This is a genomic window from Streptomyces sp. NPDC050997, from assembly GCF_040660135.1.
Taxonomy (GTDB): Bacteria; Actinomycetota; Actinomycetes; order Streptomycetales; family Streptomycetaceae; genus Streptomyces.
This window is the reverse complement of the sequence record NZ_JBFAGK010000007.1, coordinates 445,966-468,655: the sequence shown is the minus strand read 5'-3', so window position 1 is coordinate 468,655 and position 22,690 is coordinate 445,966. Positions and strand designations below refer to the sequence as shown.

Sequence of the window (22,690 nt, the reverse complement as noted above, 5' to 3'; positions counted from 1 at the left end):
CCCTGCCACTCGCCCCCGTTCGGCCTGGTCGTCGCCGTTGTTCATCCCTGTTCGCCCCGATACGGCAGCATGGTTCCCGGCAGCGCGTACTCGTCCCGCCGGCCGCACATCCCGAAGCCCCCCAGCCGGGTGGGCGCGGCCTCGTACGCGGTCGCCTCGCCGAGATACCCCGGCGCGTCGTCGGCCAGCGCGTCGAGCTGGGCGCCGGTGCGTTCGGCGGTGGCCAGCGCGCCGGCCCGCCACAGCTCGCGCCAGGCCGGCACCTTGGCGCGCACCAGCCGGGCGGCGGTGCGCTGGAACTCGGTGTAGGGGCCGTTGTCGCCGGCGACGAGGGACTCCCGCAGACCGAGGTAGCCCTCGACGGCGAGGTCCCGGCGGCGCCTGGCCGCCGCGGCGGTATCCGGTCCGGTGCCGGGCGGAAGCGTGGCCGCCGCCGCGTACTTCTCCGGGTCTGCGAGCACCTCGGGCGGGAAGGTGAAGACGGCGTCCCCCGCCTCCGGCAGGCCGCTGTTCTGCATCAGTACGGTGATCCGCAGGTCGCCGCCCTGCACCATGCGGTGCACGGTGCCCGGGGTGAACCAGGCGACCGAGCCCGCCTCCAGGGGGATGTCCCGGTAGCCGTCGGGGCTCAGGGTCTGCACCGCGCCCCGGCCGCCGGTGACGACGTACGCCTCCGTGCACACCAGGTGCAGATGCGGGCTGCCGCCGCACACCCCGTCGGCCGCCTCCCAGTCGTAGGCACTCAGGTGGGACAGCCCCACGGCGCCGGGCAGCGGGTGCGCAAGGGCCGGTTTCGCCGCTGCGGGCCCGCTCACCACGGCAGACCTGCCAGGTACGTGCCGACGCGGTCGCCGTCCCAGGCGCCGTCCGCGACGATCACCCGGTAGCGGTAGGCGAAGGACTCGCCGGGCGGCAGCTCGAACTCCTCGAAGAACGCCCAGGAGAACGCGACCGTCGGGAAGGGCTCCGAGCGCACGAACCAGTGCGACGCGTGGACGGCCGAGGTCTCGTCGAGGTTCTCCGGGGCGTGTGCGAAGACGAGGGTGGAGTGTCCGTCGGTGTCGTCGTGCTCGGTGGTGAAGCCGAGCCACGGGCCCTGGGAGCCCATCAGCTTGTCCGCGTCCGCGTCGGTGTCCGGGGCGAAGACCGTGCCGCCGGTGAAGTCGCGCGGTCCGCGCCACTGCAGACCCGTGTAACCGGCCATCTCCCGGCCGGCGGTGGTCGGGGAGCCGAAGGCCAGCGGTTCGTCGCGCAGGTTCGTCAGCCGGATCGACCAGTCCAGCGCCCAGGCACCGGCCTCCTCGTCCACCGAGTGGACGGCGAGACCGCGCTCCTCGCGCGCCCACTGCGCGCCGCCGTTCTCCACCCAGGTGAGTGCCTCGGTGAAGGCGAGCCGGTCGCCGTCGACCGTGAACGCGGGGAAACCGTCGTGGCGCATCGAGCCGATGCGCTCGGGGAGGGGGAGATAGCCCTGTCCGTGGACGTAGCAGTTGCCGCCCCAGAAGTTCTGTCCGGACAGATGACTCGCGGTCATCTGCAGGCCCTTGTGCCAGCGGTGGTCGTTGGGGCGGTAGCCGGTCACCGTGCGCCCGGCGAGGGTGCGCACCGGGTGGGCGTAGGGCTTGCGGGCCTCGAAGGCCTCGGGGTCGGGGCGGTAGACGTAGCGGAAGATCTCGGTGCCGTCCGGGGCCTGGACCGCGATGTGCTCGCCGTGGACGTGGCTGACGCGGATGCTCATGCGCGCTCCTTGGGGGCCCAGTTGGGGTGGTCTCCGTGCATGGCCGGGTAGAACGGGTCGCCTGGTCCGATCTCGCCCGCGTGCACCGGGCTGCCGGTGAACGCCGCCTTGTAGAGGGCGGCGGCGAACTCAAGGGTGGCACGGGCCTCGGAGCCGCTGTTCGGCGGCCTGACACCGTTGTCGTACGCGTCGAGGAGGGCGCCGAGCTGAGCGGTGTGGGAGCTGGGCACGTCCGCCGCGGGGGTGCGCCAGGCCTCGGCGCGCTCGGCGGCGACCTGCGGGGCCGGGGTGTAGACCCAGTCCTCGTTGCGGTGCCCGTAGAGATGCGTGAGCTCGACCGTCGCGTCCGCGCAGTCGATGCGGATGCGGCTGACCTCGTCCGGGGAGAGCACGCTGTTGACGACGGTGGCGAGGGCGCCGTTCTCGAACCGGACCAGGGCCGTGGAGACGTCCTCGCTCTCGGTGTCGTGCACCAGGCGTGCGGCCATGGCCCGGATCTCCGTCCAGGGGCCGAGCAGGTGCAGCAGCAGGTCGTACTGGTGGATGCCGTGTCCCATCGTGGGGCCGCCGCCCTCGGTGGACCACTTGCCGCGCCACGGCACCGCGTAGTAGGCGGCGTCCCGGTGCCAGGTGGTCTGGCAGTGCGCGACCCGGGGGGCGCCCAGCTCACCGCTGGTGATCAGTTCGCGGGCGTGCGCGGCGCCCGAGCCGTAGCGGTGCTGGAAGACCACGGACGCGTACGCGCCCGACGCCTCCTCGGCCGCCGCGATCTCGTCGTACTCCGCGAGCGACAGGGTCAGCGGCTTCTCGCACAGCACCCAGGCGCCCGACTTCAGCGCGGCGATGGTCTGCTCCCGGTGCAGGGACGGCGGCGTGCCGATGAGGACCAGGTCGGGGCGCACGGCCTCCAGCATCGCGTCCATCGTGGTGTATCCGGCCACCTCGCCGCCCGCCAGTTCCCGGAACAGGTCGAGGCGGTCCTGGTCCACGTCGACGGCGGCCACCAGTTCCGTCCGGTCCGAGTGGGCTCTGAGCGCGGGCAGGTGGCTGCCGCTGACGATGGCACCAGTACCGACCACGGCGACGCGGCGACGGGCTGGGAGCGGGGACATGCGGTACTCCTCGGACAGCTTGCGGGCAGACGCAGAAAGCGCTTGCTCCGAGGGAGCCTAGGGGCCGGAGAATGTCCGAACAACCCCCCTGCGGTGATGTTGGAACGCCTTTCACCCACGGCGGCGCCCCGAACCCACGGATCGCCGCCTCCCAGGAGGGGGCGGCGCTGTGGTGTACGACGGTCCGCGAGGACGCGCCGGGTCACACGCGGAGCGGACGGACCAGGTCACGCACGGACCCGACAGGTGCGCGGCGGCGACCGGTCACTCCGGGTCGGCGTGGGTGACGCGGATCTTGGACTGGCCGTGCGGGAGGGCCTCCCAGTCGTCCATGAAACGCGCTCGCAGGCCGTGTCGTTCGGCCAGGGCGAGGAGCGTCTCGGTGCGGTAGTAGAAGTCCTCACGCAGCACGTGGTGTTCCTCGCCCTCGGTGCGGTCGAAGGTGAAGTCGAACCAGCCGCCCGGTGCGAGCACCCGGCCGACGTGGGCCAGACACTCCTCGATCACCGGAAGCGGCGAGTGCGAGAAGACACTGTGCGCGTGCACGACGTCGAAGTGGGCGTCGGGCAGGAAGCGCAGTGTCAGGTCGCGCACCGGGGTCAGGGTGGGGAGTCGCTGTTGCAGGCCCATCTCGACGATGGTGTCCTGCGCGGAGACCAGGATGTCCGGCGAGATGTCGATGCCGAAATAGTGGCCGACCTCCAGGTGCCGGATGAACCGCCAGCCTCCCCGCAGGTTGCCGCATCCGATCTCCAGCATGCGGTGCTCGGGGCGCAGACCGTGGCCGACCAGGTAGTCGAACTGCATCGCTCCGAGTGCGAGCCACCGCTCCCGGTTGCGGCTGCCGACCGCCGCGTCGGGGTCGGTCCGGGTGTCGGAGCGCATCACGGCCCGGTAGTAGGAGACGTGGTCGGTGTGGCGGCGGCGCAGCCATATGTCCCGGGTGGCGCGGGCCAGATGGCGGGGGACGCGGTCGGGATGACGCAGGGCGTAGCCGATGCGGTGGCCGAGTGCGGCGCGGTTGACGGTGAGGTTCTTGCCGGACATAGGGGGCTCCCTGCTTCCGAGTTCTGGAGTGGTGCGGGCCGTGCCACCAGCCTCGGTGCGTGAGCGGGGTGTCCGGCTCGGTCAACAGGCTTCGCTCCGGGAGCGGTTCGGACGGCACCCATGTCAGCCGATCGGTTGATGCGGTGCCGCGCACGGCGGGCTAGACACGGAGGATGAACCACTCCGACCCGATGAATCTGATGGAGCCGATCGGTGCGACCGACCTCTCAGATTCGACAAGTCTTACCGACCCAGATGATTCGGGCAATTCGGATGATCCGGACGAGCGCTGGCTGGCCACGACCGTGGATGTCGCGTTCCTGCTGCTGCTCGGATCCTCGTTCGCCCGCTTCCTGAACCGCGACCAGGGCGGGTCGGGCACCGGGTGGGTGGTGGCGCTGTTCGCGGGCTTCGGTCTGCTCTACGTCCTCGGGCGTTTCCTGGCCCCGGCGCCCCGCCCCGGCTCCGCGCCCACCACCCGCCATCTGGTCTGGCTGGGCTCGGTGACTGCGGTCTGGGTCGCTCTGCTGGTCCTCGCGCCCAGTGCCACCTGGTGTGCGATGCCGCTGCTGTTCGCCGGTCTGCACGCGCTGCCGCCACGGCTGGCACTGCCGCTCGCCGGCGTGCTCACCGTGCTGGTCGTCGTCTCCGAGATACGCGTGGCGGACGGCGCGCTCAACCCGAACATGGTCGTGGCGCCCCCGGCCGTCGCCGCGGTCGCCACCGCCGTACTGGTCCATCTGCAGCGCCAGGGAACCCGGCAGCGCGTGCTGATCGAGGATCTGGTCCGCACCCGCCACGACCTCGCGGCCACCGAGCGGCGGGCAGGTGTGCTGGCGGAGCGCCAGCGGCTGGCCACGGAGATCCACGACACGGTCGCGCAGGGCCTGTCCAGCCAGCGGATGCTGCTCCAAGCAGCCGAGCGGGTCTGGCGGACGGACCCGGACACGGCCCACGCACACCTTCGCGACGCGGCCGAGATCACCTCCCGCGGTCTGGCGGAGGCCCGCCGGTTCGTGCACGACCTGGCACCGGCCGACCTCGCCGAGCACGCGCTCCCGGGCGCGCTCGCCGTGCTGGCGGAACGGGACAGCGCCCCGGGCCTGGCCGTGGAGTTCCGACTCGACGGCGACCCGGGCCGACTACCGGAACGGGTCGAGGCGGCGCTCCTGCGCATCGCCCAGGGGGCGCTCGCGAACGTACGCGAGCACGCGGCCGCGACCCGGGCCGCGGTGACCCTGACCTGCCTGGACGACCAGATCTCCCTCGACATCGCGGACAACGGCCGCGGTTTCGAGGTGGACGGACCGCGCGCTTCGTCCGCCCCGGAGACGGACCGGGAGCGGGGGCACGGGTTGCCGGCCATGCGCATCCGGGCCCGGCAGGCGGGCGGCACGCTCACCGTGGAGTCCGCCCCCGGCGAGGGCACGGTCGTGTCGGTGGCCGTCCCCCTGGCACCCTTGGCCTCCGCGCCCCCCTCCGCCCCACGCAAGGAGCCCGTCCTGTGAGTACGCCGGTGCCCGCACCGTCTGTCCGGCTGCTGCTGTGCGACGACCACGCCGTCGTACGCGCCGGACTGCGCGCCCTGTTGTCCAGTGCCGAGGGCATCGACGTGGTCGGTGAGGCGGCCACCGGTGAGGAGGCGCTCGCCATGGCCGCCCGGCTGCGCCCCGACGTCGTTCTGATGGACCTTCAGCTCGACGGCGGCATGGACGGTGTGACGGCCACCCGGCGTCTGACCCACGACGGCACGACGGGCCCCCGGGTCCTGGTGCTCACCATGTTCGACACCGACGCGGACGTCACCCGCGCCATCGAGGCCGGAGCCACCGGCTATCTGCTCAAGGCCGAACAACCCGAGGAACTGTTCACGGCGATCCGTGACGCCGCCTCCGGCCGTACCACGCTCTCGTCCCCCGTCGCCGACCGGCTGCTGACCCGCCTGCGCAGCCCGCGCCCCACCCTGTCCCCGCGTGAACGGGAGATCCTCGAACAACTCGCCCGCGGACTGGGCAACCGCGAGATCGCCCGAGCCCTGTTCATCAGCGAGGCGACGGTGAAGACCCATCTCGGCCGCATCTACGGCAAGTTGGGCGTGGAGACCCGCGCTGGCGCGGTGGCGGTCGCCAAGGAGAAGCGGCTGCTGGCCGGATAACTCCCCCTACGACAGGATCCGTTGACACCCCGGGCGATCCGCGTCACGGTGAGGGCCCCGTCGTGCCCGGAGGTCCTCCATGGCTCCGTCCTCAGCGCCTCGTTCCGACGCCGACCTGGTGGAGCGGGTACGGGCGATCCGCCCCCTCGTCCGCGAGCACGCGCTACGCGCCGAACAGTTGCGGCGGGTGCCGGGCGAGGTCGTCGCGGCCCTGTCGGACGCCGGGATCCACCGGATGAACGTCCCCCGGCGCTACGGCGGGTACCAGACCCGGTTACGGACCCAGGTCGACGCGCTGGCCGAGATCGCCGCCGCCTGCGGTTCGACCGCCTTCATGGCGTCGATCCAGGCCGGCTGCGCCTTCATCGCGGCACTCTTCCCGGACGAGGCGCAGGACGAGATCTTCACCGGCCCGGACGTACGGGTGAGCGGCACCCTCATCCCGGATGCCACGGCCGTCGCGACGGACGACGGCTATGTCGTCAACGGGACCTCGGCCTTCGCCACCGGCTGCCAGGACGCCGACTGGCATCTCCTGACGGCCCGCCTCCCCTCCGGTGACGGACCGCCCGAGGTGCTGTGGACCGCCGTCCCCATGGCCGAGCTGGATGTCCTCGACGACTGGCATGTCTCGGGTCTGGCCGGCAGTGGCAGCAACAGCGTCGTCGCGCGGGACGTCGTCGTACCCGCGCACCGGGTCCTGCCGGTCGGGCCCCTGCTGGGCGGCCGTTTCCCCTCGAAGGCCAACGCCGACGACCCCTTCTACGGGATGCCCGTCCTGCTGCTCTTCTGTGCCTGGACCGTGCCGACCGCCCTCGGTCTTGCCCGGTCGGCGCTGGCGGAGTTCACCGAGCGGATCCACCGGCGGGGCATCACCTACACCTTCCACGAGCGCCAGCACGAGGCTGCCGTCACCCATCTGCAGGCGGCCGAGGCCGCGATGCGGATCTCCTGCGCCGAGGCGTTGACCGCCGAGTTCGTCGCGTTGATCGAGTCCCGGGCACAGAGCGGCGAGCCGTACACCCTGCCGGAACGGGCCAGGATCCGGGCGCAGAGCGGCTATGCGACACGGCTGTGCAAGGAGGCCGTCGACCTGATCGCGTCCGCCTCCGGTGCGTCCTCGCTACGCCGGGAGGTGCCGGTCCAGCGTGCCGTGCGCGATCTGCACGCGCTGAGCCTGCACTCCTTCGTCAACCCGGCCACCAACCTGGAGCTGTACGGCCGGGTCCTGTCCGGGTTGGACGCGGGGACACCCTTCATCTAGGTCACCGCAGCCTCCGTGCCAGGCCAATTCCGCGTCTGCTCCAGGTCACTTCTGGCGTGGGCCGGTCACCGGCAGGTCCTGCTTCAACTCGCCGAAGAGCTTCCGGGCGCGGGCCGTGTCCCACAGCACGGCACTGCCCTTGGAGGTGGTGACGCTCGGGTCGGAGACGGGCACGTTGAGCTGGCGGCCACCTCCGCCGGCGACGCCCCGCATGGCCTGGAACAGCGACATGAGCCGCGGCAGGTCGGTGCTCTTGTCCACGACGAGCGTGTCGAGGCCCGCGGTGACGGCCGGGACCGACTTGGCCGGGTCCAGGAGCGTGCCCGTGGTGGTCGCCTTGGCGGCGAGCGCGGTCAGGAACTTCTGCTGGTTCCGGGTACGCCCCAGATCGCCCTGGGCCTCCTGCTTGCGCTGCCGGACGAACGCCAGCGCCTCGGCGCCGTCGAGGGTCTGGCAGCCCCGGGGCAGGTTCGCCCCCGAGGACTTGTCCTTGACGGGCCGGTCGAGACACATGTCCACGCCGCCGACCGCGTCCACCACGCCGACGAACCCCGCGAAACCGATCTCGGCGTAGTGGTCGACGTGCAGTCCGGTGTTGCGCTCCACGGTCCGGACGAGCAATTCGGGTCCGCCCAGCGAGAACGCCGCGTTCAGCTTGTTCGGCGCGGCGCGGTAGCTTCTGCCGGTGCCGGGATCGACGTACGGCGGGAGGGTCACCCACGAGTCGCGCGGGAGGCTCATCATCGTGGTGCCGCTCGTGCCGGTGTGCAGCAGGATCATGGAGTCGGTGCGGCGGCCCTCGGCCGAGCCGGTGTTCAGGTCCTCGCGGTCCCGCTGGGACAGGCCCTCGCGACTGTCGGAGCCCACGACGAGGTAGTTGGTCCCCTTGCCGGAGGCCGCGCGGTCGGTGAGCGCGCCGAGGTCCACCTCCTGGTCGAGCCGGGTGTCGGCCCACAGGTACGTTCCGGCGCAGGCGGCGAGCAGACCGCAGAGCAGGACGACCGCCGCCCGCACCGCCCGGCGGCGCCCGGAGCGGCGGGCCCTGGGCACTCTGCTCCCCCGGTCCGGGTGACCGCGAGGGCCCTCCCCGCCGGTTCGGCCCGGCGGGGCGGGCGAGGGCATGCCGGGCAGCGGTGCGGTACGCGTCGAGGGCGGAGGCGCGTACGGCAGCACCCGGCCCGTGCTGACGTGTACCGGCCCGGTCATGCCGGCGGTCGCGCCATCGAGCGGGTCGTCGTCACCCGCGCGGTGGTCGGTCCAGTCGTCCATCGGCCTGTCCAGTCATTCGGAGCGTCGGATCACCTCGTCTCCCTCGGAGCGTCGGGATCACCTCGTCGGCACGCTCTTGTACGGCGCGGGGCCGCCGATCTGTTCAGCCGCCGTGCCGGAACGCTTCATCCGCTGCCACTTCAGCCGACTGCCGAGGAGCAGGGCGACCACGGACTGGATGACGACCAGATACATCAGCTGGCGGTAGACGAAGATCTGGAGCGGCATCGACCACAGCGTCCGCCTGCGCTCGCCGTCCAGTCCCAACGCGTAACCGGCGCAGAGCAGTTGGACACCGAGGAAGGCGAACCAGACCCCGGCCGACCGCAGCGGGTCGAGGAACAGGACGCCGTACAGGGCGTAGACGTCGATGACCGGTGCGAGCAGCGGCAGGACGACCTGGAAGAGCGCGAGGTAGCTCAGACCGCGGCGGCCGAAGCGTCCGGCCGTGCCCACGCCGAGGACGGCGCCCCGGTGCTTGCCCATGGCCTGGATGGTCCCGTAGCACCAGCGGTAGCGCTGGCGCCACAACTGCCCCAGCGAGGTGGGGACTTCGGTCCAGGCGACGGCGGACTCCTCGTAGAGCACCCGCCAGCCCGCCCGCCACAGGGCCATCGTGAGGTCGGTGTCCTCGGCGAGGGTGTCCTCGCTGATCCCGCCGACACCCAGCAGCGCGTCCCTGCGGAAGGCCCCGATGGCGCCGGGAACGGTCGTCATGCACTCCAGCACCTCGAACATCCGCCGGTCGAGGTTGAAGCCGAAGCAGTACTCCAGGTGCTGCCACTTCGCGAGCAGCCCCCGCCGGTTGCCGACCTTGGTGTTCCCGCTGACCGCGCCGACGGCGGGATGGGCCAGCGGCTGCACGAGCCGGTGCACGGCCTCGGGCTCGAAGACGGTGTCGGCGTCGACCATGACCACGATGTCGTGCCGGGTGTGCGCCAGACCGGTGTTGAGGGCCGCGGCCTTGCCCCCGTTGGGCGTGCGGATCACCTCCACCCGCGGGTCGTCGATCCCCGCGGCGATCTCGGCCGTACGGTCCGTCGAGCCGTCGTCGATCACGACGATCTGCAGGTCGCGGTGGGTGGATCCGAGAAGCGAGTGCAGCGTGGACGCGATGCCCGCCTCCTCGTTGTACGCGGGGACGAGCACCGTCACCGGTTCGATCACCTCCCGCAGCCAGGGCGCGCCGGGCCTGAAGCGCTCCAGCCGGCGGACGTGGGCGCGGGCGAAGAGGACGAGCAGGGCCAGACGCAGGACGCCGAGCGCGCCCGCGACCCCGAGGACCCACGTCATCGCCTGCGAGAAGGCGCGCCCGAGGCCGGTGCCCCAGATCAGGGCGGTGCCCTGCCAGCGGGCGACGGTCGACACCGGGGTGTACGGGGTGAGGTCGAGTCCGTCGGTCACGGTGATGAAGCGGTCGACGCTCCGGTCGTCGAGGAGTTTTCGGGTCTCCCGGTAGGCGGTCTCGGTCTGGCTGAGCTGCCGGACCATTCCCTGTGCCGGCTTGCGGGCGGCCTTGTCGGCGGCGACCAGGACATAGCCACGGGCGGTGGCCTGTCGGGCCGCCTGCCATTCCCGGCCGCACAGGGTGTCCGGGGAGGTGGTGCGCGGCATCCGCAGCAGCGTGGTGTGCACGTTCGCGGTGCCCGCCAACGCGGCCTGGGTCAGGTCGAGTTCGGTGGTGAAGCGGGCGGACGACGCCTCGCCGAGGACGGCGCCGGTGTAGGTGTTCGAGCCGATCTCGTGGCCCTCGGCGCGGATTCGGCGGACGAGATCCGGGTGGCGGGCGGCCTGGGCGCCGTAGAGGAAGAAGGTGGCGTGCGCGCGATGGCGGCGCAGCAGGTCGAGCAGGCGTGGGGTCCACACCGGGTCGGGGCCGCCGTCGAAGGTGAGGGCGACGGTGCGGGCGGGCATGGACGCGGTCTGTATCCCGTCACCGTTGATCCCGATCACCGGGCCGTTTCCGGCGGCGACCGCGTCCGGTGCGGGTGAGGTGCAGGGGGAGCGTGTCTTCGCGGCGTCGACCTCGTGGTCGGTCCAGCCCTCGAAGAGCAGGGCCGCGAACATCGCGGGGAGGACGAGGATCAGTAACAGCCAGTGGGCGCGCGGGTCGCGGGACTGCTTGTGCCGGCCCCTCACGGAACATCGGCCCCCTTCCCGGGAGATGCCCCGTGCAGGGCCCGGGTGCTGTGCAACAGCAAGGCGTTTCTTCTTCCCTCCGGGGCGCCGGAGCGCGGGAGGAGGGGGGACGCCTTGTGGCACTGCCTGATCGGGCTCATGTTGCGCATGGGGCGCGAGTGTAGCCACGGCGCTGTCCGCGCGTGGCGTGATCGACGAGGCTCACAGCAAGCTCGAATCACCCGTTGCGGCAGACACCTTGACAGCGTGCGTGCTGTTTCGCGACGTTTGATCCTCGCCGAACAGTTCGGCTTTCCGGGGGGAGCGGTCGCGCATGCGAACCATGACCAGACTGGACATCACCGTCCACAGAACCGGTGAACTGGACGCGTCGCTGCGTGGCGCCTGGCACCGGGCGATGGACGAGTCGCCGGAGTACGCCAACCCGTTCCTCGCGCCGGAGTTCGCGATCGGGGTAGGCAGACATCGAGGCGGGGCCCGGGTGGCGGTCCTGCGGGAGGGCGGCGAGCCCGTGGGCTTCCTGCCGTTCGAGCGCAACGCCCTCGGGGTGGGCCGGGCCATCGGTCTGGGTCTCTCCGACTGCCAGGCCCTGGTGCACCGTCCGGGGGTCACCTGGGACTCCGACGAACTCCTGCGGGCATGTGGGCTGTCCATCTTCGAGTTCGACCATCTCGTCGAGGAGCAGAAACCGTTCGGCAGACATGTCACAGGGACGTTCGCGTCACCGGTGGTCGACCTGAAGCCCGGCGACGGCGACTACCCGGCGTGGCTGCGGGGCGCGTACCCCGGGCTGGCCAAGACGACGTTGAAGAAGGAGCGCCGGCTGGCCCGTGACGTGGGCGAGGTGCGGTTCGTCTACGACGAACGCGACCCGCGGGCACTGCGGACGCTGATGGGGTGGAAGTCCGCCCAGTACCGCAGGACGGGACGGATGGACCGCTTCGCCCGGCCGTGGATAGTCGATCTGACGAACCATCTGTTCCATGTGCGTGAGGAGCACTTCACCGGTGTGCTGTCCGTGCTGTACGCCGGTGACCGGCCGGTGGCCGCGCACTTCGGGCCGACGTCGAGCACGGTGTTCGCGGCCTGGTTCACCGCGTACGACCCCGATCTCCGTTACTACTCGCCCGGCCTGATCATGCACCTTCGGCTGGCCGAGGCGGCGGCCCGGCACGGTGTGCGGCTCATGGACATGGGGCGCGGCGAGAAGGAGTACAAGGACTGGCTCAAGACCCGCGAACTGCGGGTGGGCGAGGGGTTCGCGAGCCGCCGCCACCCGGTGGCGGCGGCCCACCGGCTGTGGCGCAGGCCGGTACGGGGCCTGCGGAACACGGTCCTGGCCCATCCCGCGTTGCGCGATCCGGCCGACCGGCTGCTGCGGACGGTCGGCACGTTGCGTTCGTCGAGCCGGACCGACTCCGAGCGGACCCAATCCCCGACCGCCGAGCGGTGACGCCGCCCGACTGTGACGTATGCCATGACTTCACCCGTTATCTCTGGTTCTGGAGGACGGTCAGGCACGTAGGGCGAGTAGCGGTTTCCCGCACATGCCTTACCAGTATCCGAGGGGTTGTCAGGCGCACGATGCGCACGTCGGGGATCAGGGCTGGCCGGGGAAGTTGCCAGGCTTTCACACTGGATCGCAGCATGTCCGGCCCTGGATTCAGGTCCTGTCGGGCCGCTGGGCCGTGGAGCCAAGGTGATGGCAACCGCGCCCCGGCACTGACCGCCAGGCAGCCTCAAGACCCGCCGCGCCTCTACCATTCGCGTCAAGCGACCGCCGCGCCTCGGCCGCGCGGGCCGAGCGCGCGTCGTCCTCGAGATCGGCTGAGCCACCGGCCGGGCTTGATCCGTTTTTGGCGGACCTCGCCGCTCGGTCGGCCGGGTCGCCAAGACTTCGATCCGACCGAGACCGCGGTGCGGTTGTGGGTCGGTCAGGCCGAGGTCGACGCGGGCGATTGCGGGCCGCGGCAACTCCACCATGCGACCTGCTCCGTGGTCGCCGGACAGTCCGGCATACATTTCCTTGACGTCCTACTGCAGCTCGCCGACCTCGTCAGCCGGACATACCCTCCACGCGTGCGCGCAGGGCGGCGCCGTATCGGGAGTACTCCTGCGTGAACTGGTCGAGTGCCGGGATGAGTTCGGCGGCGGCAGCGCCGAAGAACTCCTCGGAGTCGGTGAGCTCGGTGGTGCCGTCCGGCTGTGGGGTGAGCACGAACGAGTGCCTGCCGAGGATCGCGTCGAGCGAACCGCCTTCCCAGACCAGCCGGTGGGGGGCCCGCACGTCGATGATCCTCAAAGTGACGTCCTGCTGACCGGTGTCGCCGCCCGAGCGGCGGCCCGGAATGTCCGCCCCGACCACGACCTGTTCGGGCTTCGCGTCGAGGGACAGAACCGGGTGCCACTGCGCGTACCGGTCGAACGCCACGAGCACGCGCCACACGTCCTCCACCGGAGCGGAGATCCTGGTCACCGCGGTGACAGTGGGGGCCTTCTTCACGATCGGGTCCCTTCCGGTGCCGTCGGTGTCGGTCACGGCACCAGCACGATCCGGCCGCGCCGGCTGCCCCGGGCGAGCTGGGCGTGGGCTTCGGCGGCCTGTGACAGGGGGTAGGTCTGCGCCACGCGCGGCGTCAGCACGCCCACCTCGGCGAGCGCGGAGAGGTACGAGAGGCGGGTCGCTTCGGGGCCGGCGGTCGTGTGTCGTACCACCACGCCCCGCTGCGGCGCCGGCAGCACGTCGCCCCTCACGCTCACGAGGATGCCGCCGTCGCGGACAGCCGCCAGCGCAGGGGCGCCCAGCGCCGCCGCGTCGAGCACGCCGTCCACGCCTTCAGGCACGAACCGGCGCACCGCCTCACTCAGTTCCTCCTCGCGCGACACGAACCAGGTGGCGCCACGACCGCGGAGAAAATCCTCGTCATCGGGCCGGCCCTGCGCGACGACCCGCACGCCTCGCGTCCTGGCCAACTCGACGGCGTAGCCGCCAACGGCCCCGGCGGCGCCCGTGACCAGCAAAGTGTCGCGGGGGCGTAGCGGGAGGTGGTCCAGGGCCAGTGAGGCGGTCATCGCGTTGAGGGGGATCGTCGCCGCGAGCGTCAGGTCCATGCCCTGTGGGGCGGGTGCGATGGAACCCAGGTCGGTCACGAGGTACTCGGCCTGGGCCTTCGTCGGGCGCAGCACCGTGGCGTCGAACGCGATCACCGGGGTTCCGACGGACAGCAGGACGCCTGGACCGACCGCGTCGATCGTCCCGGCGGCGTCCAGCCCCAGACCGGCGTACTCCATGCCCTCCGGCTGCGCGAAGACCCCGGCCCACACAGCGGCGTCGGCGGGATTGAGCGCGGCGGCCGCGACCTTTATGCGGACTTCCAGGGGACCTGGTTCCGGGAGGGGGACCTCCAGGACCTCGACGGCCTCGGGTCCACCGACCTTCTTCACGACTGCAGCGCGCATGATCTTCGCTCTTCCCTTTGCATATTCGAACGTCAGGAACGCTACGAACGCTAGGCAAGTTACGATCGATTCGTAAGTAGGCACTTTAAAGTGCGTTACGCCCCTGGTCGGGCAGACGGCCACCAAGGTGAAGTCGGCGCGCCGGGTCGGGCCCGGAACGTACGAGGCGTGCACGGATGACTGCCCCCGGCCAGAAGAGGCTCACCCGGACCTTGCGTTCACCTGGAACGACCCGGGATCCGCCGTGGAGTAGAACGAGGCATTCCCCACCCACCTGAGCACGCTCCCGGAACGGCTCCTGCGGCGATCCACGCCCTGGCAGGTCCGTCGCCGAGTTCGGGCACGACGACGGGCATCGTCCCCGCCGGACTGCGACCAGCTGCCGTCCACAGCCCACCAGAGTCCCCGCCGCCGTGCACGACGTGGAGGGCCGCAGTCCGATCATGTGCTCAGCCGCGTCATGCACGAGTCTTGATATGGGCCCCTGACCTGCAGTGATGATGTTCGGGGCCCCGCGGCAGTCGCTGACGATGAGGCCGGTCATCCCGTTCGGGCGCAGGAGCACAGCCCGCGGGGGGCTTGTGTTGTCTTTACTGGTCGGTCTGCCGGGTGTCGTAGCGGGTCCGCGCCGCGTCGACCTCATCGGTTTTGTCGGCGGCCCAGTCGCGTACCTGGGACAGCAGGCCGTACAGGCCCTGCCCGAGCGGGGTCAACTCGTAGTCGACACGTACCGGCACAGATGGTGTGACCGTCCGCTTCACCATGCCGTCGCGCTCGAGCATGCGCAGGGTCTGGGTGAGCATCTTCTGGCTGACGCCCGGTATCTCGCGGCTGACGTGGCTGTAACGCATCGGATCGCCGTAGGACCCGAGGGTGCACATCGTCAGGCTCACCCACCGGTTGCTGATCGTCGAGAGCAACGCCACCGCGGGACAGTCATGCATGTACGCCTCATACGTGCCCGGCTCGATTCGGCGCGCCAACTTCGTCGTGGTGGCCATCCATCTCTCCCGTCAGGAGTGCAACGCACTTCAAAGTGCCTACTTACCAATCGATCGTAACCAACTTGGCGTTCGTGGCGTTCGAATCACACGAAAGGAAGAATGCCTGCGCGTGCGCCCGCGGGCCGGTCAGCCCCTCGGCGTCGCGCGTACCGGCACGGGCGGGGCCAGGAGCTGGTGGATGCCCAGATCGAGGGCCGCTTCGAGGTGTGTGAGGGAGCCGGTGGACATCATGATCAAGACGCCGCCTTGGATACCGGCCAGCAGGGCGGCCGCGGCGCGGTCGGCGTCGACGCTGAGCGGGATCTCGCGCTGGTCCTGCATGGCCCGGATACCGGCCGCGATCTGGGCCTGCCACGAGGAGATCAGTTGTCTGGTGACGGCCTGCGTGCCGGGCGTGGCGGGTGTCAGCTGCGACATGAGCGCGCTGACCGGGCACTGCTGCCCCTGCCTGCGGTAGCGGTCGACGACAGCGTCCCGCCAGTTGCGCCAGGCCTGCCAAGAGGTGAGCTCACCGAGGTGGGGTTGCTGGTCGGACAGGACGCGGCCGGCCTCGTGCCGGGCCACGGCGAGCAGGAGCTCCTCCTTGCCGCTGGGGAAGTAGTGGAAGAGCTGGCTCTTGCTGGTGGCCGTGCGGGCGCGGATGTCGTCCAGGGTCGTCTCGGTCACGCCGCGCTCGCGGATCTCCTCCGCGGCTCCTTCGATGATGCGTTGCCTGGTGGCCGCGCCCTTGGGGGTCAGTCGTGGTGCCATGCCGCCATCCTGGCACTTTCTGGACTTGAAGGTCCATTTTTTGGGTGGCAGATTTGCTGTTCCCAGCCGGGTCGGTACAGACCGGTTCAATACAGAAAGGCACGGCATCATGATCCAGCGACTCACCGGGCGGACGGCCCTGGTCACCGGCTCCACCACGGGTATCGGCGCCGCCATCGCGGCAGCCCTGGCTGCCGAAGGCGCGTTCGTCGTCGTCAGCGGACGTGACGAGCGCCGCGGCGCAGAGGTGGTGGCGCACATCGAGAAGGACGGCGGTGCGGCGGCCTTCGTCAAGGCGGATCTGTCCGCGGGCGCCGATGTGATCGGCCGCTTCGCCACCGACGCGGTCGCCGCGGCCGACGGGCGGATCGACGTGCTCGTCAACAACGCGGCGCTCCTGCTCGCGCCGACCCCTACCGCCGAGGTTGCGCAGGAGACCATCGACGAGGCGCTGGCCGTGAGTGTGCGGTCGATGTTCCTCCTCACCGGCCTGCTGGTACCGCCCATGGCCGAGCGCGGCCACGGCGCCGTGGTCAACCTGGGGTCCATCAACGCCATGCGGGGCATGGCGCATTCGGCGCTCTACGGCATGACCAAGGCGGCCGTGCACTCGCTCACCGCGTCGTGGGCCGCGGAGTACGGGCCGCACGGCGTCCGGGTCAACACCGTCGCTCCCGGCCCCACGCTGACGGAGAAGGTGGCGGCGATGGAGGAGCACCTGGCCCCGATCATCGCGGGCACGCCCTCCCGCCGCGCCGGTACCCCGGCGGAGGTGGCCGCCGCCGTCGTCTTCCTCGCGAGCGACGAGGCGTCCCAGGTTCACGGCGCCACCCTCACCGTCGACGGCGGATTCACCGCGGTGTAGTGGCACGGCGGTGCGGCGGGGAGAGCCGCGACGGCTACGCCGAGGTCACACCTGATGAAGTGGTATGTCAGTGCCCACCCGGCTGATCAAGTCGGTCGACCGCTTCGGCCCAGAGCGCGGTGTCGAGTTCTCGACGTACGCGACGCCGACGGTGGTCGGCGAGAGCAAGCATCGAGGCTTGTCCGGCCACGGGGGATTGCGGTGGGCCCGCTACACGTAGAGGCCCGCTTGATGGAGCAGCAGCGGGAGACGCTCCAACCGCTCCGCGAGCGCGGCGGCCTGGGGCTCGGCGCCAGCCCCGGGAAACCCGGTCTTGGGCATCGCGAGCACATAGCCGACGCCGGCCACCTCAAGCATCCGGCGGAAGCGCCCTTCCTGATCGTAAGCGGCATCCGCGGTCACCCAGGAGATCGGCAGTGGGGAGACGAGAGCCCGCGGCACGATGGCCTTGGCCAGGGCGCCCTTGGTGGCGGACTCGCGCTCGGCCGGCACCCGGGCGGCACGGCATCGGTCGGGATCACCCGTCCAGGACTTGGGCAGATACAGCTCCCGGTCCACCAGCGCGCGGCCCGCGGGTGTCGTGTGGGCGGCGAAAACGCCGATCTGGCAGTTCTCCGTGCGCCCGCCGGTGCCGGAGTACTGGCGCTGCACCCCGGCGGAGGTGGCGCCCCTCTTCACGAATCCGGTGTCATCTGAACAGACTGTATGAACACCCCGTATGCTGCTCTTGGTCGGCCGGACAGACCGGCACCACGCCAGTCGAGCACCGTTCGCGACATTCCGGGAGGCGACCATGTCGTCGGTCACGCGACGCCGAACCCATGATCACGAGCGGCGGTCCGCGGCAACAGAGGCGAAGCTGCTCTCGTCGGTGGAAAGGCTCCTCGACGCCGGTGAATCCTTCACGGAGATCAGCGTTCAGCGCATCATCGAAGAAGCCGGCGTGTCACGGGCTACGTTTTACGCGTACTTCCAGGGAAAGCCGGACATCCTCAAGCGGCTCGCACAGAAAGTCAGGGACGCTTCTCTGACCTTGGCCAGGCAGTGGGACCCGGGGGCGGGCGAGGACGGCGCGGCCAGGTACACGACGTTCTTCGAGGACGTGCTCGCCCTCCACCGGGCATACCACCCGGTGCTTTCCGCGGTCCGAGAGGTCGCTTCCTACGACCCGGAGGTACGGGACTTCTACACGGCCGGCCTGGAGGGATTCGACGAGGCCGTGCTCGCGACGCTCGTGGAGCAGCAGCAAGCCGGGGCGACGCCGTCCGACCTTGATGCCGTGGCCGCGAGCAGGGTCATCGTCTGGGGCGGAGCCCAGGCCATCGCCCGGCACATCAGCGTGGACGACGGGAGCGGCGATGCCGCACTGGCCCGTGAGCTCGGCAGAATCTGGTGGTACGGCGCCTATCGCCGCCCGGCCGGGTGACGCGGGTCTTCGAAGTTGAGGGGCGGCGGCCGCGCGGAGGGGCGTCTGCGCGGCCGCACCCATCAAGTTCGAAGACCGGTAACGCCGGTCGGCCACATCACAGGTGAAGGCGAATCACCTGATTCGGACAACGACTGCCTTCCGTTGTTCCGTTGTTTTTCGCTGAGGACAAACCTTCAATTGGGAAAGGATCAAAATGAGTGGCAAAGGCTCTACGTATGTACTGATCCCAGGTGCCTGGCATGGGGGGTGGTCCTGGCGTCCGGTTGCCGAACGGCTGCGTGCCGCGGGGCATCGTGCGATCTGCCTTACTCTGCCCGGCCTGGGTGATGGTGACGATCCCACGGGTCTTGGACTCAAGGATGCGGTGGACCATGTGGTGTCCGAGGTGGAGGGGCTGGGTCTGTCCGATGTGACTCTGGTGGGTCACAGCTGGGGTGGGTATCCGCTGACCGGCGCAGCGCACCGTCTGCCGGGCAGGGTCTCCAAGGTTGTCTACTACGCTGCGCAGGTTCCCGTGCGGGGTAGGTCGATGGTGGAGGACAATCCTCCGGAAGCGGCGGCGATGCTGCGGGGGCTGATCGACGCATCCCCGACGCGTGCGATCCCGCCCACGCTGCAGTTCGTCCAGGGCATCTTCATGCAGGACGTCGACGAGGGGACCCAGCGTCTGGTGGCAGATCTGCTGACGCCGCAGCCCGGCGACTATTTCCTGGACTCACTCGACGTGCCCGATGTGAGCGAGCTTGGAATTCCTGCGCTGTACATCCTCGGCGAGGACGATCACGCGCTTCCCCGACCCGGCACCGAGTTCGCGGCCCGGCTGGGACTCGAACCCGTCATGGTTCCTGGGACCCACGAGGGCATGCTGACCCACCCCGACGAGGTCGCCAAGGCGATCCTGAACGACTGATGGCGCGTGAATGAGGTCCTCGGACGCATGGGTGTGAAATATCAGCCGATTTCCAATTGTGGACGACACTCCCATTCCTGTTCCGTGTTCGGATCGCGCAGTGCGCGCAGGGCACCGTCGCCATGGGAGCGGACAATCGGGTAACGGCCGTGGAAATTGGCGTTCAGCGCCATGCCCAGCGCCCCCGACTGATCCTCCATCCCTTCCCGCTGGGCGTGCCTCAGTTCACCGAGCCGTCCGAAGAAGATGCTCCGCGCCAGGGCATGGCGTCCCTCGCCGATGTTGAGCTGCACGCCAATCATGCGCCGGTTTGCCTCGGAGTCGATGACTGCAGCAGGTTCAGGGTCTTGAAGATACGGCCGTAGTGGGCGAAGGCGTCGCCGAGACCGGTCATGCGGTCGCCGCTGGTCATCATCCGCAGCAGGTCGTACGAGTGGACGGGCTGGTGAGACGCGCGGACGGCGTCGCGGCCTGGCGAGTTGTGGGAAGAGACGCTCTTCTGCCGCCGACACTCCTGCCCGGGTCGGCAGCAGTACAGGGCAGGCCCGGCAGCGACGATCCGTCACGATGGCCGGCTCGAACCAGTCCTTCGCGGCGCCGGCGCTGGACTTCCTCCGCCACTGGCGCGGAAAACGTCCAACCCCGCCCCGGACCTGCCCCCACCCGGCAGGGACCGGCGTGCCGGGACGACGCCGATCCCAGGTGGCGGGCCCCTGAACCAACCAGCCCGGCTAATGACGGGCCGCGGCGAGCGGCAGTTCCGAAGCGGGAGCACCGCCGGCCCGGTCGATGGCGCGCAACTCGTCGAGGCTGTCGGCGAGGGTGCGACCTGCCAATGCGCCGAGGACGGCTGCCTCGGTCTCGGCGGTGAGCCTGGCGAAGTACTCAGCGGAGTGGTTGGTGACCAGGCACTCCAGAGGCCCCTCCCGCCGGGGGGCAAACAGCGGCTTGTCGCCGATGGATGAGCGGTAGATCTCTCCCAATGTGATCTGGTCCGCGGGCCGACCGAGGCGGACACCCCCGCTGCGGCCCTTGATGGACGCGACGAGACCGTCCTGCACCAGCGGGACCATCAGCTTGCGCACCAGGCTCGGGTTCGTGTCCAGACTCCTGGCGAGCTGGGTGGAGCTGAGTACGGGACTCCCCTCCTCCTCGGCATGGCCCAGCAGGAGCATGGCCTTCAGCGCGCTGGAGAACCTCACGTCCAGCATGCTCGTACCCCTCTCATCCGCCGCTCGGTCCGGGTGGCTCCCGGCGCCGCCATATTAGCAACTCTTACAGTTGCGCTTCAGCCCAAGGATATGTATTTTTTACACATGCAGATTGCGTTCGCGGGGCCCGCCTGCAGCGCACAGCGGGGCCCGCCTGCAGCGCACAAGCGACCGGTCGCCCGTCTGCCCTACAAGCCCCGGCACCGCCGGGCATCACAGAGAGAACCGGAGAACGTCATGAGCACCGAGAACGAGATCAGGGAGATCGTTTCCCGATACACCCGGGCCGCGGACCAGCGCGACGGCAAGGCGCTGGCAGAGCTCTTCGAGGCCGACGCAGACGTCTCGGTCCACTACCACCGCGGGCCCGATGGGGATGAGTTGCTGGGAACCCTCTCCGGAGGAGCGCAGATCGCAGAGGCCATGTCCACGTCGATGGCGCCGCACCCGCCCCTGGGCTGGAGCCACCACACCACCTACGACCACCTGGTCTCCGTCGACGGCGACGAGGCGAGCATCGAAACCCAGTTCATCACCTTCGACGTCGTCGGAATCAGGAAGCCCGAGGGCGGGTGGCCCGAGGGCACCTTCGGCGCCCAGGGCACCATCAAGCCCATCGAGTCCGGGTACTACCGCTTCAGCTTCCGCCGGACCGACGGTGTCTGGCGGATCCGTCACCTGGGCGTCTTGCACGACATCCCCTACGTCTACTGATCACGCTGCGGCCCGTTCCCCACGCCCGCACAGCGGGCTGCGGAGGAGAGCTGCCGAACCGGACATGAGCCGCTCCGCGGCCGGCCGGTGTGAACACCGGCCGACCGCGTGACCGGGACACATCCGTCACACGCCGGCGGCGGTACGGGCTCACGGCGGCCTCTTCCGCAGCCACGCACGGCACGTTCCGCCCTCTCGCGGCCCCGGTCAGGCGAAGACCCCGCTCGCCGGGGCGGAGCGGGGCCGCGGTTCTTGATGTATTTCAACAGTCACTGCTGATCGCACGACTCCCACTTCGGGGACCGACGACAGGCACTCGTGCGGATCGGCACTCAACCGGGAGGTCGTCCCAGGCATGGCGACACTTGGACTCATCGGCAGTGGACAGATCGGAAGCACGCTCGCCCGTCTGGCGGTCGACGCCGGCCTGGACGTCGTGCTCAGCAACTCGCGGGGGCCGCAGACCCTTTTCGACCTCGTGGACGAACTGGGGCCGCGGGCCCGTGCGGCCACTCCCACGCAGGCGGCAACCGCCGGTGACTGGGTCGTCGTGACGATCCCAGTCGGCGCTGTCGGGAAGGTTCCCCGGAAGCCCCTCGCCGGCAAAACGGTCATCGACACCGGCAACTACTGGGCCCCGCGTGACGGCATCATCCCGGAACTCGAAACGCATGAACTCACCGATAGCGAACTGCTCCAGCGACACCTGGACGAGGCGCACGTCGTGAAGGCGTTCAACAACATCAACTACAAACACCTGGCGGCACTGCCGCGGCCAGTGGACGCGGCCGACCGCACCACCCTGCCGATCGCCGGCAACGACCCGGACGCAAAGAAGCACGCCGCCGAGTTGCTCTCGCTGCTCGGGTACGACTCCGTCGACATGGGACCGCTCACCGGAAGCTGGCGCTCACACGTGGGCACTCCGGTCTTCTGCGCGCCCTACGCGGCGACCAAGAACGACCAGTACCTGAACCAGCCGGCCGCTCCCGCCTCTGCCGCCGAGATCGGCGCGGCGCTGGCGTCCGCACGGCGCTGAGCCACGAACGCCTGCCGGCTTCGGAGCACCGTGGCGTCGGCGGCGCGTGCGCAGGCGACGTCGCCCGCCCCCAACAGCATTGGCACGAACAGATTCGGCAGGTCAGGCGCCGCAGGAGCCATCAGAGGACAGTCCGTGAGTTGGTGTTCCTTTCCGGGTGAGGCTGGGGCAGGGTTGCCGGTTGCGGGGTGATTGCTGCTTCCTGGTGAAGCTACCGGTGTCGACTTCGGTGAGGACATCGAGTTTGACGAGGCGTTTCAGCTTGGCGCGGTTGCCTTCGAAGTTCTTCGGCAGCAGTTCTTGGTCGAGGGCGTCGCAGACGTCACGGGCCCGGAGGGGGCCCGTGACCTCGTTGGAGACGGCGGGGATGCGGGGGTAGTCCGGATGTTCGGGCATGCGGGCGAGAACGGGTGGGTGGGGAGCCGTTCACCGAGCGCGGTGTCGGTCTTCCGGGTGATCGCCAGGAGTTCGAGGTGGGTCTCGGCTTCCCACAGCTGTCTCTGCAGTTCGGTGATCTGTGTGCGGAGGTCGGGACCCGCAGCATCGAGGTGGAGGGCGCCGCCCGGCGGTATCACGTCCACGGCA

General features: G+C 70.2%; 22 protein-coding genes and 2 pseudogenes. 10 read left to right on the top strand and 14 right to left on the bottom strand.

The window, feature by feature from the left end; genetic code table 11:
* Positions 1–41: 41 nt before the first annotated feature.
* The 4 genes from AB0H86_RS19515 to AB0H86_RS19500 all read right to left on the bottom strand — a co-directional run bounded on the left by AB0H86_RS19515 (position 42) and on the right by AB0H86_RS19500 (position 3,897).
* Positions 42–818: a cupin gene (locus tag AB0H86_RS19515; protein WP_362439614.1), complete on the bottom strand. Its 777-nt coding sequence runs from the start codon at positions 816–818 to the stop codon at positions 42–44.
* The gene (locus AB0H86_RS19510; RefSeq protein ID WP_362439611.1) at positions 812–1,738 is read right to left on the bottom strand and encodes a PmoA family protein; all 927 of its coding nucleotides are present in this window, start codon (positions 1,736–1,738) and stop codon (positions 812–814) included. The genes AB0H86_RS19515 and AB0H86_RS19510 overlap by 7 nt, the downstream gene beginning before the upstream one ends.
* Positions 1,735–2,850 carry a Gfo/Idh/MocA family oxidoreductase gene (locus AB0H86_RS19505; RefSeq protein ID WP_362439609.1) on the bottom strand — a complete coding sequence of 372 codons (1,116 nt, stop codon included), beginning with the start codon at positions 2,848–2,850 and terminating at the stop codon, positions 1,735–1,737. Before AB0H86_RS19505 ends, AB0H86_RS19510 begins: the two co-directional genes overlap by 4 nt.
* A gap of 264 nt (positions 2,851–3,114) precedes the next feature.
* Positions 3,115–3,897, bottom strand: coding sequence for a class I SAM-dependent methyltransferase (locus AB0H86_RS19500; RefSeq protein WP_362439606.1), 783 nt, complete (start codon positions 3,895–3,897; stop codon positions 3,115–3,117).
* A 293-nt stretch (positions 3,898–4,190) separates the two neighbouring features.
* Here AB0H86_RS19500 and AB0H86_RS19495 point away from each other — a divergent pair, with 293 nt between their 5' ends.
* The 3 genes from AB0H86_RS19495 (at position 4,191) to AB0H86_RS19485 (ending at position 7,316) form a co-directional block, all read left to right on the top strand.
* Positions 4,191–5,405, top strand: a complete 1,215-nt coding sequence (locus AB0H86_RS19495) for a sensor histidine kinase (protein WP_362439759.1) — start codon at positions 4,191–4,193, stop codon at positions 5,403–5,405.
* Complete coding sequence (locus AB0H86_RS19490; protein ID WP_362439603.1) at positions 5,402–6,052, top strand: response regulator transcription factor; 651 nt, start codon at positions 5,402–5,404, stop codon at positions 6,050–6,052. The genes AB0H86_RS19495 and AB0H86_RS19490 overlap by 4 nt, the downstream gene beginning before the upstream one ends.
* Before the next feature lie 79 nt (positions 6,053–6,131).
* On the top strand, positions 6,132–7,316 hold the full coding sequence (locus tag AB0H86_RS19485) for a flavin-dependent monooxygenase (protein ID WP_362439600.1): 1,185 nt from the start codon (positions 6,132–6,134) through the stop codon (positions 7,314–7,316).
* A 45-nt stretch (positions 7,317–7,361) separates the two neighbouring features.
* Here the strand turns inward: AB0H86_RS19485 and AB0H86_RS19480 are convergent, their stop codons facing one another.
* Both AB0H86_RS19480 and AB0H86_RS19475 read right to left on the bottom strand, forming a co-directional pair.
* On the bottom strand, positions 7,362–8,585 hold the full coding sequence (locus AB0H86_RS19480; protein ID WP_362439597.1) for an LCP family protein: 1,224 nt from the start codon (positions 8,583–8,585) through the stop codon (positions 7,362–7,364).
* Between the two features lie 57 nt (positions 8,586–8,642).
* Complete coding sequence (locus tag AB0H86_RS19475; protein WP_362439756.1) at positions 8,643–10,652, bottom strand: bifunctional polysaccharide deacetylase/glycosyltransferase family 2 protein; 2,010 nt, start codon at positions 10,650–10,652, stop codon at positions 8,643–8,645.
* A 385-nt stretch (positions 10,653–11,037) separates the two neighbouring features.
* Here AB0H86_RS19475 and AB0H86_RS19470 point away from each other — a divergent pair, with 385 nt between their 5' ends.
* Positions 11,038–12,177: a GNAT family N-acetyltransferase gene (locus tag AB0H86_RS19470; RefSeq protein ID WP_362439594.1), complete on the top strand. Its 1,140-nt coding sequence runs from the start codon at positions 11,038–11,040 to the stop codon at positions 12,175–12,177.
* Positions 12,178–12,780: 603 nt separating this feature from the next.
* On the opposite strand, the gene AB0H86_RS19465 is transcribed toward AB0H86_RS19470, so the two are convergent.
* The 4 genes from AB0H86_RS19465 to AB0H86_RS19450 all read right to left on the bottom strand — a co-directional run bounded on the left by AB0H86_RS19465 (position 12,781) and on the right by AB0H86_RS19450 (position 15,937).
* Complete coding sequence (locus tag AB0H86_RS19465) at positions 12,781–13,263, bottom strand: SRPBCC domain-containing protein (protein WP_362439592.1); 483 nt, start codon at positions 13,261–13,263, stop codon at positions 12,781–12,783.
* A complete protein-coding gene (locus tag AB0H86_RS19460) occupies positions 13,260–14,183 on the bottom strand; it encodes a zinc-binding dehydrogenase (protein WP_362439589.1) in 924 nt (307 codons plus the stop codon). Before AB0H86_RS19460 ends, AB0H86_RS19465 begins: the two co-directional genes overlap by 4 nt.
* A gap of 590 nt (positions 14,184–14,773) precedes the next feature.
* Positions 14,774–15,184: a helix-turn-helix domain-containing protein gene (locus tag AB0H86_RS19455; protein ID WP_362439586.1), complete on the bottom strand. Its 411-nt coding sequence runs from the start codon at positions 15,182–15,184 to the stop codon at positions 14,774–14,776.
* 129 nt (positions 15,185–15,313) lie between these two features.
* Positions 15,314–15,937, bottom strand: a complete 624-nt coding sequence (locus AB0H86_RS19450; protein WP_362439583.1) for a TetR/AcrR family transcriptional regulator — start codon at positions 15,935–15,937, stop codon at positions 15,314–15,316.
* A gap of 109 nt (positions 15,938–16,046) precedes the next feature.
* Between AB0H86_RS19450 and AB0H86_RS19445 the strand changes: the two genes are divergently transcribed.
* Together AB0H86_RS19445 and AB0H86_RS19440 are read left to right on the top strand one after the other, a co-directional pair.
* Positions 16,047–16,802 (top strand): SDR family oxidoreductase, encoded by a 756-nt coding sequence (locus AB0H86_RS19445; protein ID WP_362439580.1) that lies wholly within the window; start codon positions 16,047–16,049, stop codon positions 16,800–16,802.
* A gap of 82 nt (positions 16,803–16,884) precedes the next feature.
* A pseudogene (locus tag AB0H86_RS19440) lies at positions 16,885–16,971 on the top strand (RNA polymerase sigma factor SigF); the annotation flags it as partial.
* A 143-nt stretch (positions 16,972–17,114) separates the two neighbouring features.
* Here AB0H86_RS19440 and AB0H86_RS19435 read toward each other — a convergent pair.
* A pseudogene (locus AB0H86_RS19435) lies at positions 17,115–17,597 on the bottom strand (transposase); the annotation flags it as partial.
* Here AB0H86_RS19435 and AB0H86_RS19430 point away from each other — a divergent pair.
* On the top strand, positions 17,521–18,228 hold the full coding sequence (locus AB0H86_RS19430; protein ID WP_362439577.1) for a TetR/AcrR family transcriptional regulator: 708 nt from the start codon (positions 17,521–17,523) through the stop codon (positions 18,226–18,228). The pseudogene AB0H86_RS19435 and the gene AB0H86_RS19430 overlap by 77 nt on opposite strands.
* A 196-nt stretch (positions 18,229–18,424) precedes the next feature.
* Complete coding sequence (locus tag AB0H86_RS19425) at positions 18,425–19,141, top strand: alpha/beta hydrolase (protein ID WP_362439574.1); 717 nt, start codon at positions 18,425–18,427, stop codon at positions 19,139–19,141.
* 41 nt (positions 19,142–19,182) lie between these two features.
* Here AB0H86_RS19425 and AB0H86_RS19420 read toward each other — a convergent pair whose 3' ends face one another.
* Together AB0H86_RS19420 and AB0H86_RS19415 are read right to left on the bottom strand one after the other, a co-directional pair.
* On the bottom strand, positions 19,183–19,653 hold the full coding sequence (locus tag AB0H86_RS19420) for a Tn3 family transposase (protein WP_362439571.1): 471 nt from the start codon (positions 19,651–19,653) through the stop codon (positions 19,183–19,185).
* Between the two features lie 219 nt (positions 19,654–19,872).
* Complete coding sequence (locus AB0H86_RS19415) at positions 19,873–20,352, bottom strand: Rrf2 family transcriptional regulator (protein WP_362439568.1); 480 nt, start codon at positions 20,350–20,352, stop codon at positions 19,873–19,875.
* 237 nt (positions 20,353–20,589) lie between these two features.
* On the opposite strand from AB0H86_RS19415, the gene AB0H86_RS19410 reads away from it, so the two are divergent.
* Both AB0H86_RS19410 and AB0H86_RS19405 read left to right on the top strand, forming a co-directional pair.
* Positions 20,590–21,066: a nuclear transport factor 2 family protein gene (locus AB0H86_RS19410; RefSeq protein ID WP_362439565.1), complete on the top strand. Its 477-nt coding sequence runs from the start codon at positions 20,590–20,592 to the stop codon at positions 21,064–21,066.
* 355 nt (positions 21,067–21,421) lie between these two features.
* Positions 21,422–22,105 carry an NAD(P)-binding domain-containing protein gene (locus AB0H86_RS19405; protein WP_362439562.1) on the top strand — a complete coding sequence of 228 codons (684 nt, stop codon included), beginning with the start codon at positions 21,422–21,424 and terminating at the stop codon, positions 22,103–22,105.
* A 102-nt stretch (positions 22,106–22,207) separates the two neighbouring features.
* Here AB0H86_RS19405 and AB0H86_RS19400 read toward each other — a convergent pair whose 3' ends face one another.
* A complete protein-coding gene (locus AB0H86_RS19400) occupies positions 22,208–22,501 on the bottom strand; it encodes a hypothetical protein (RefSeq protein WP_362439559.1) in 294 nt (97 codons plus the stop codon).
* Positions 22,502–22,690: the final 189 nt, after the last annotated feature.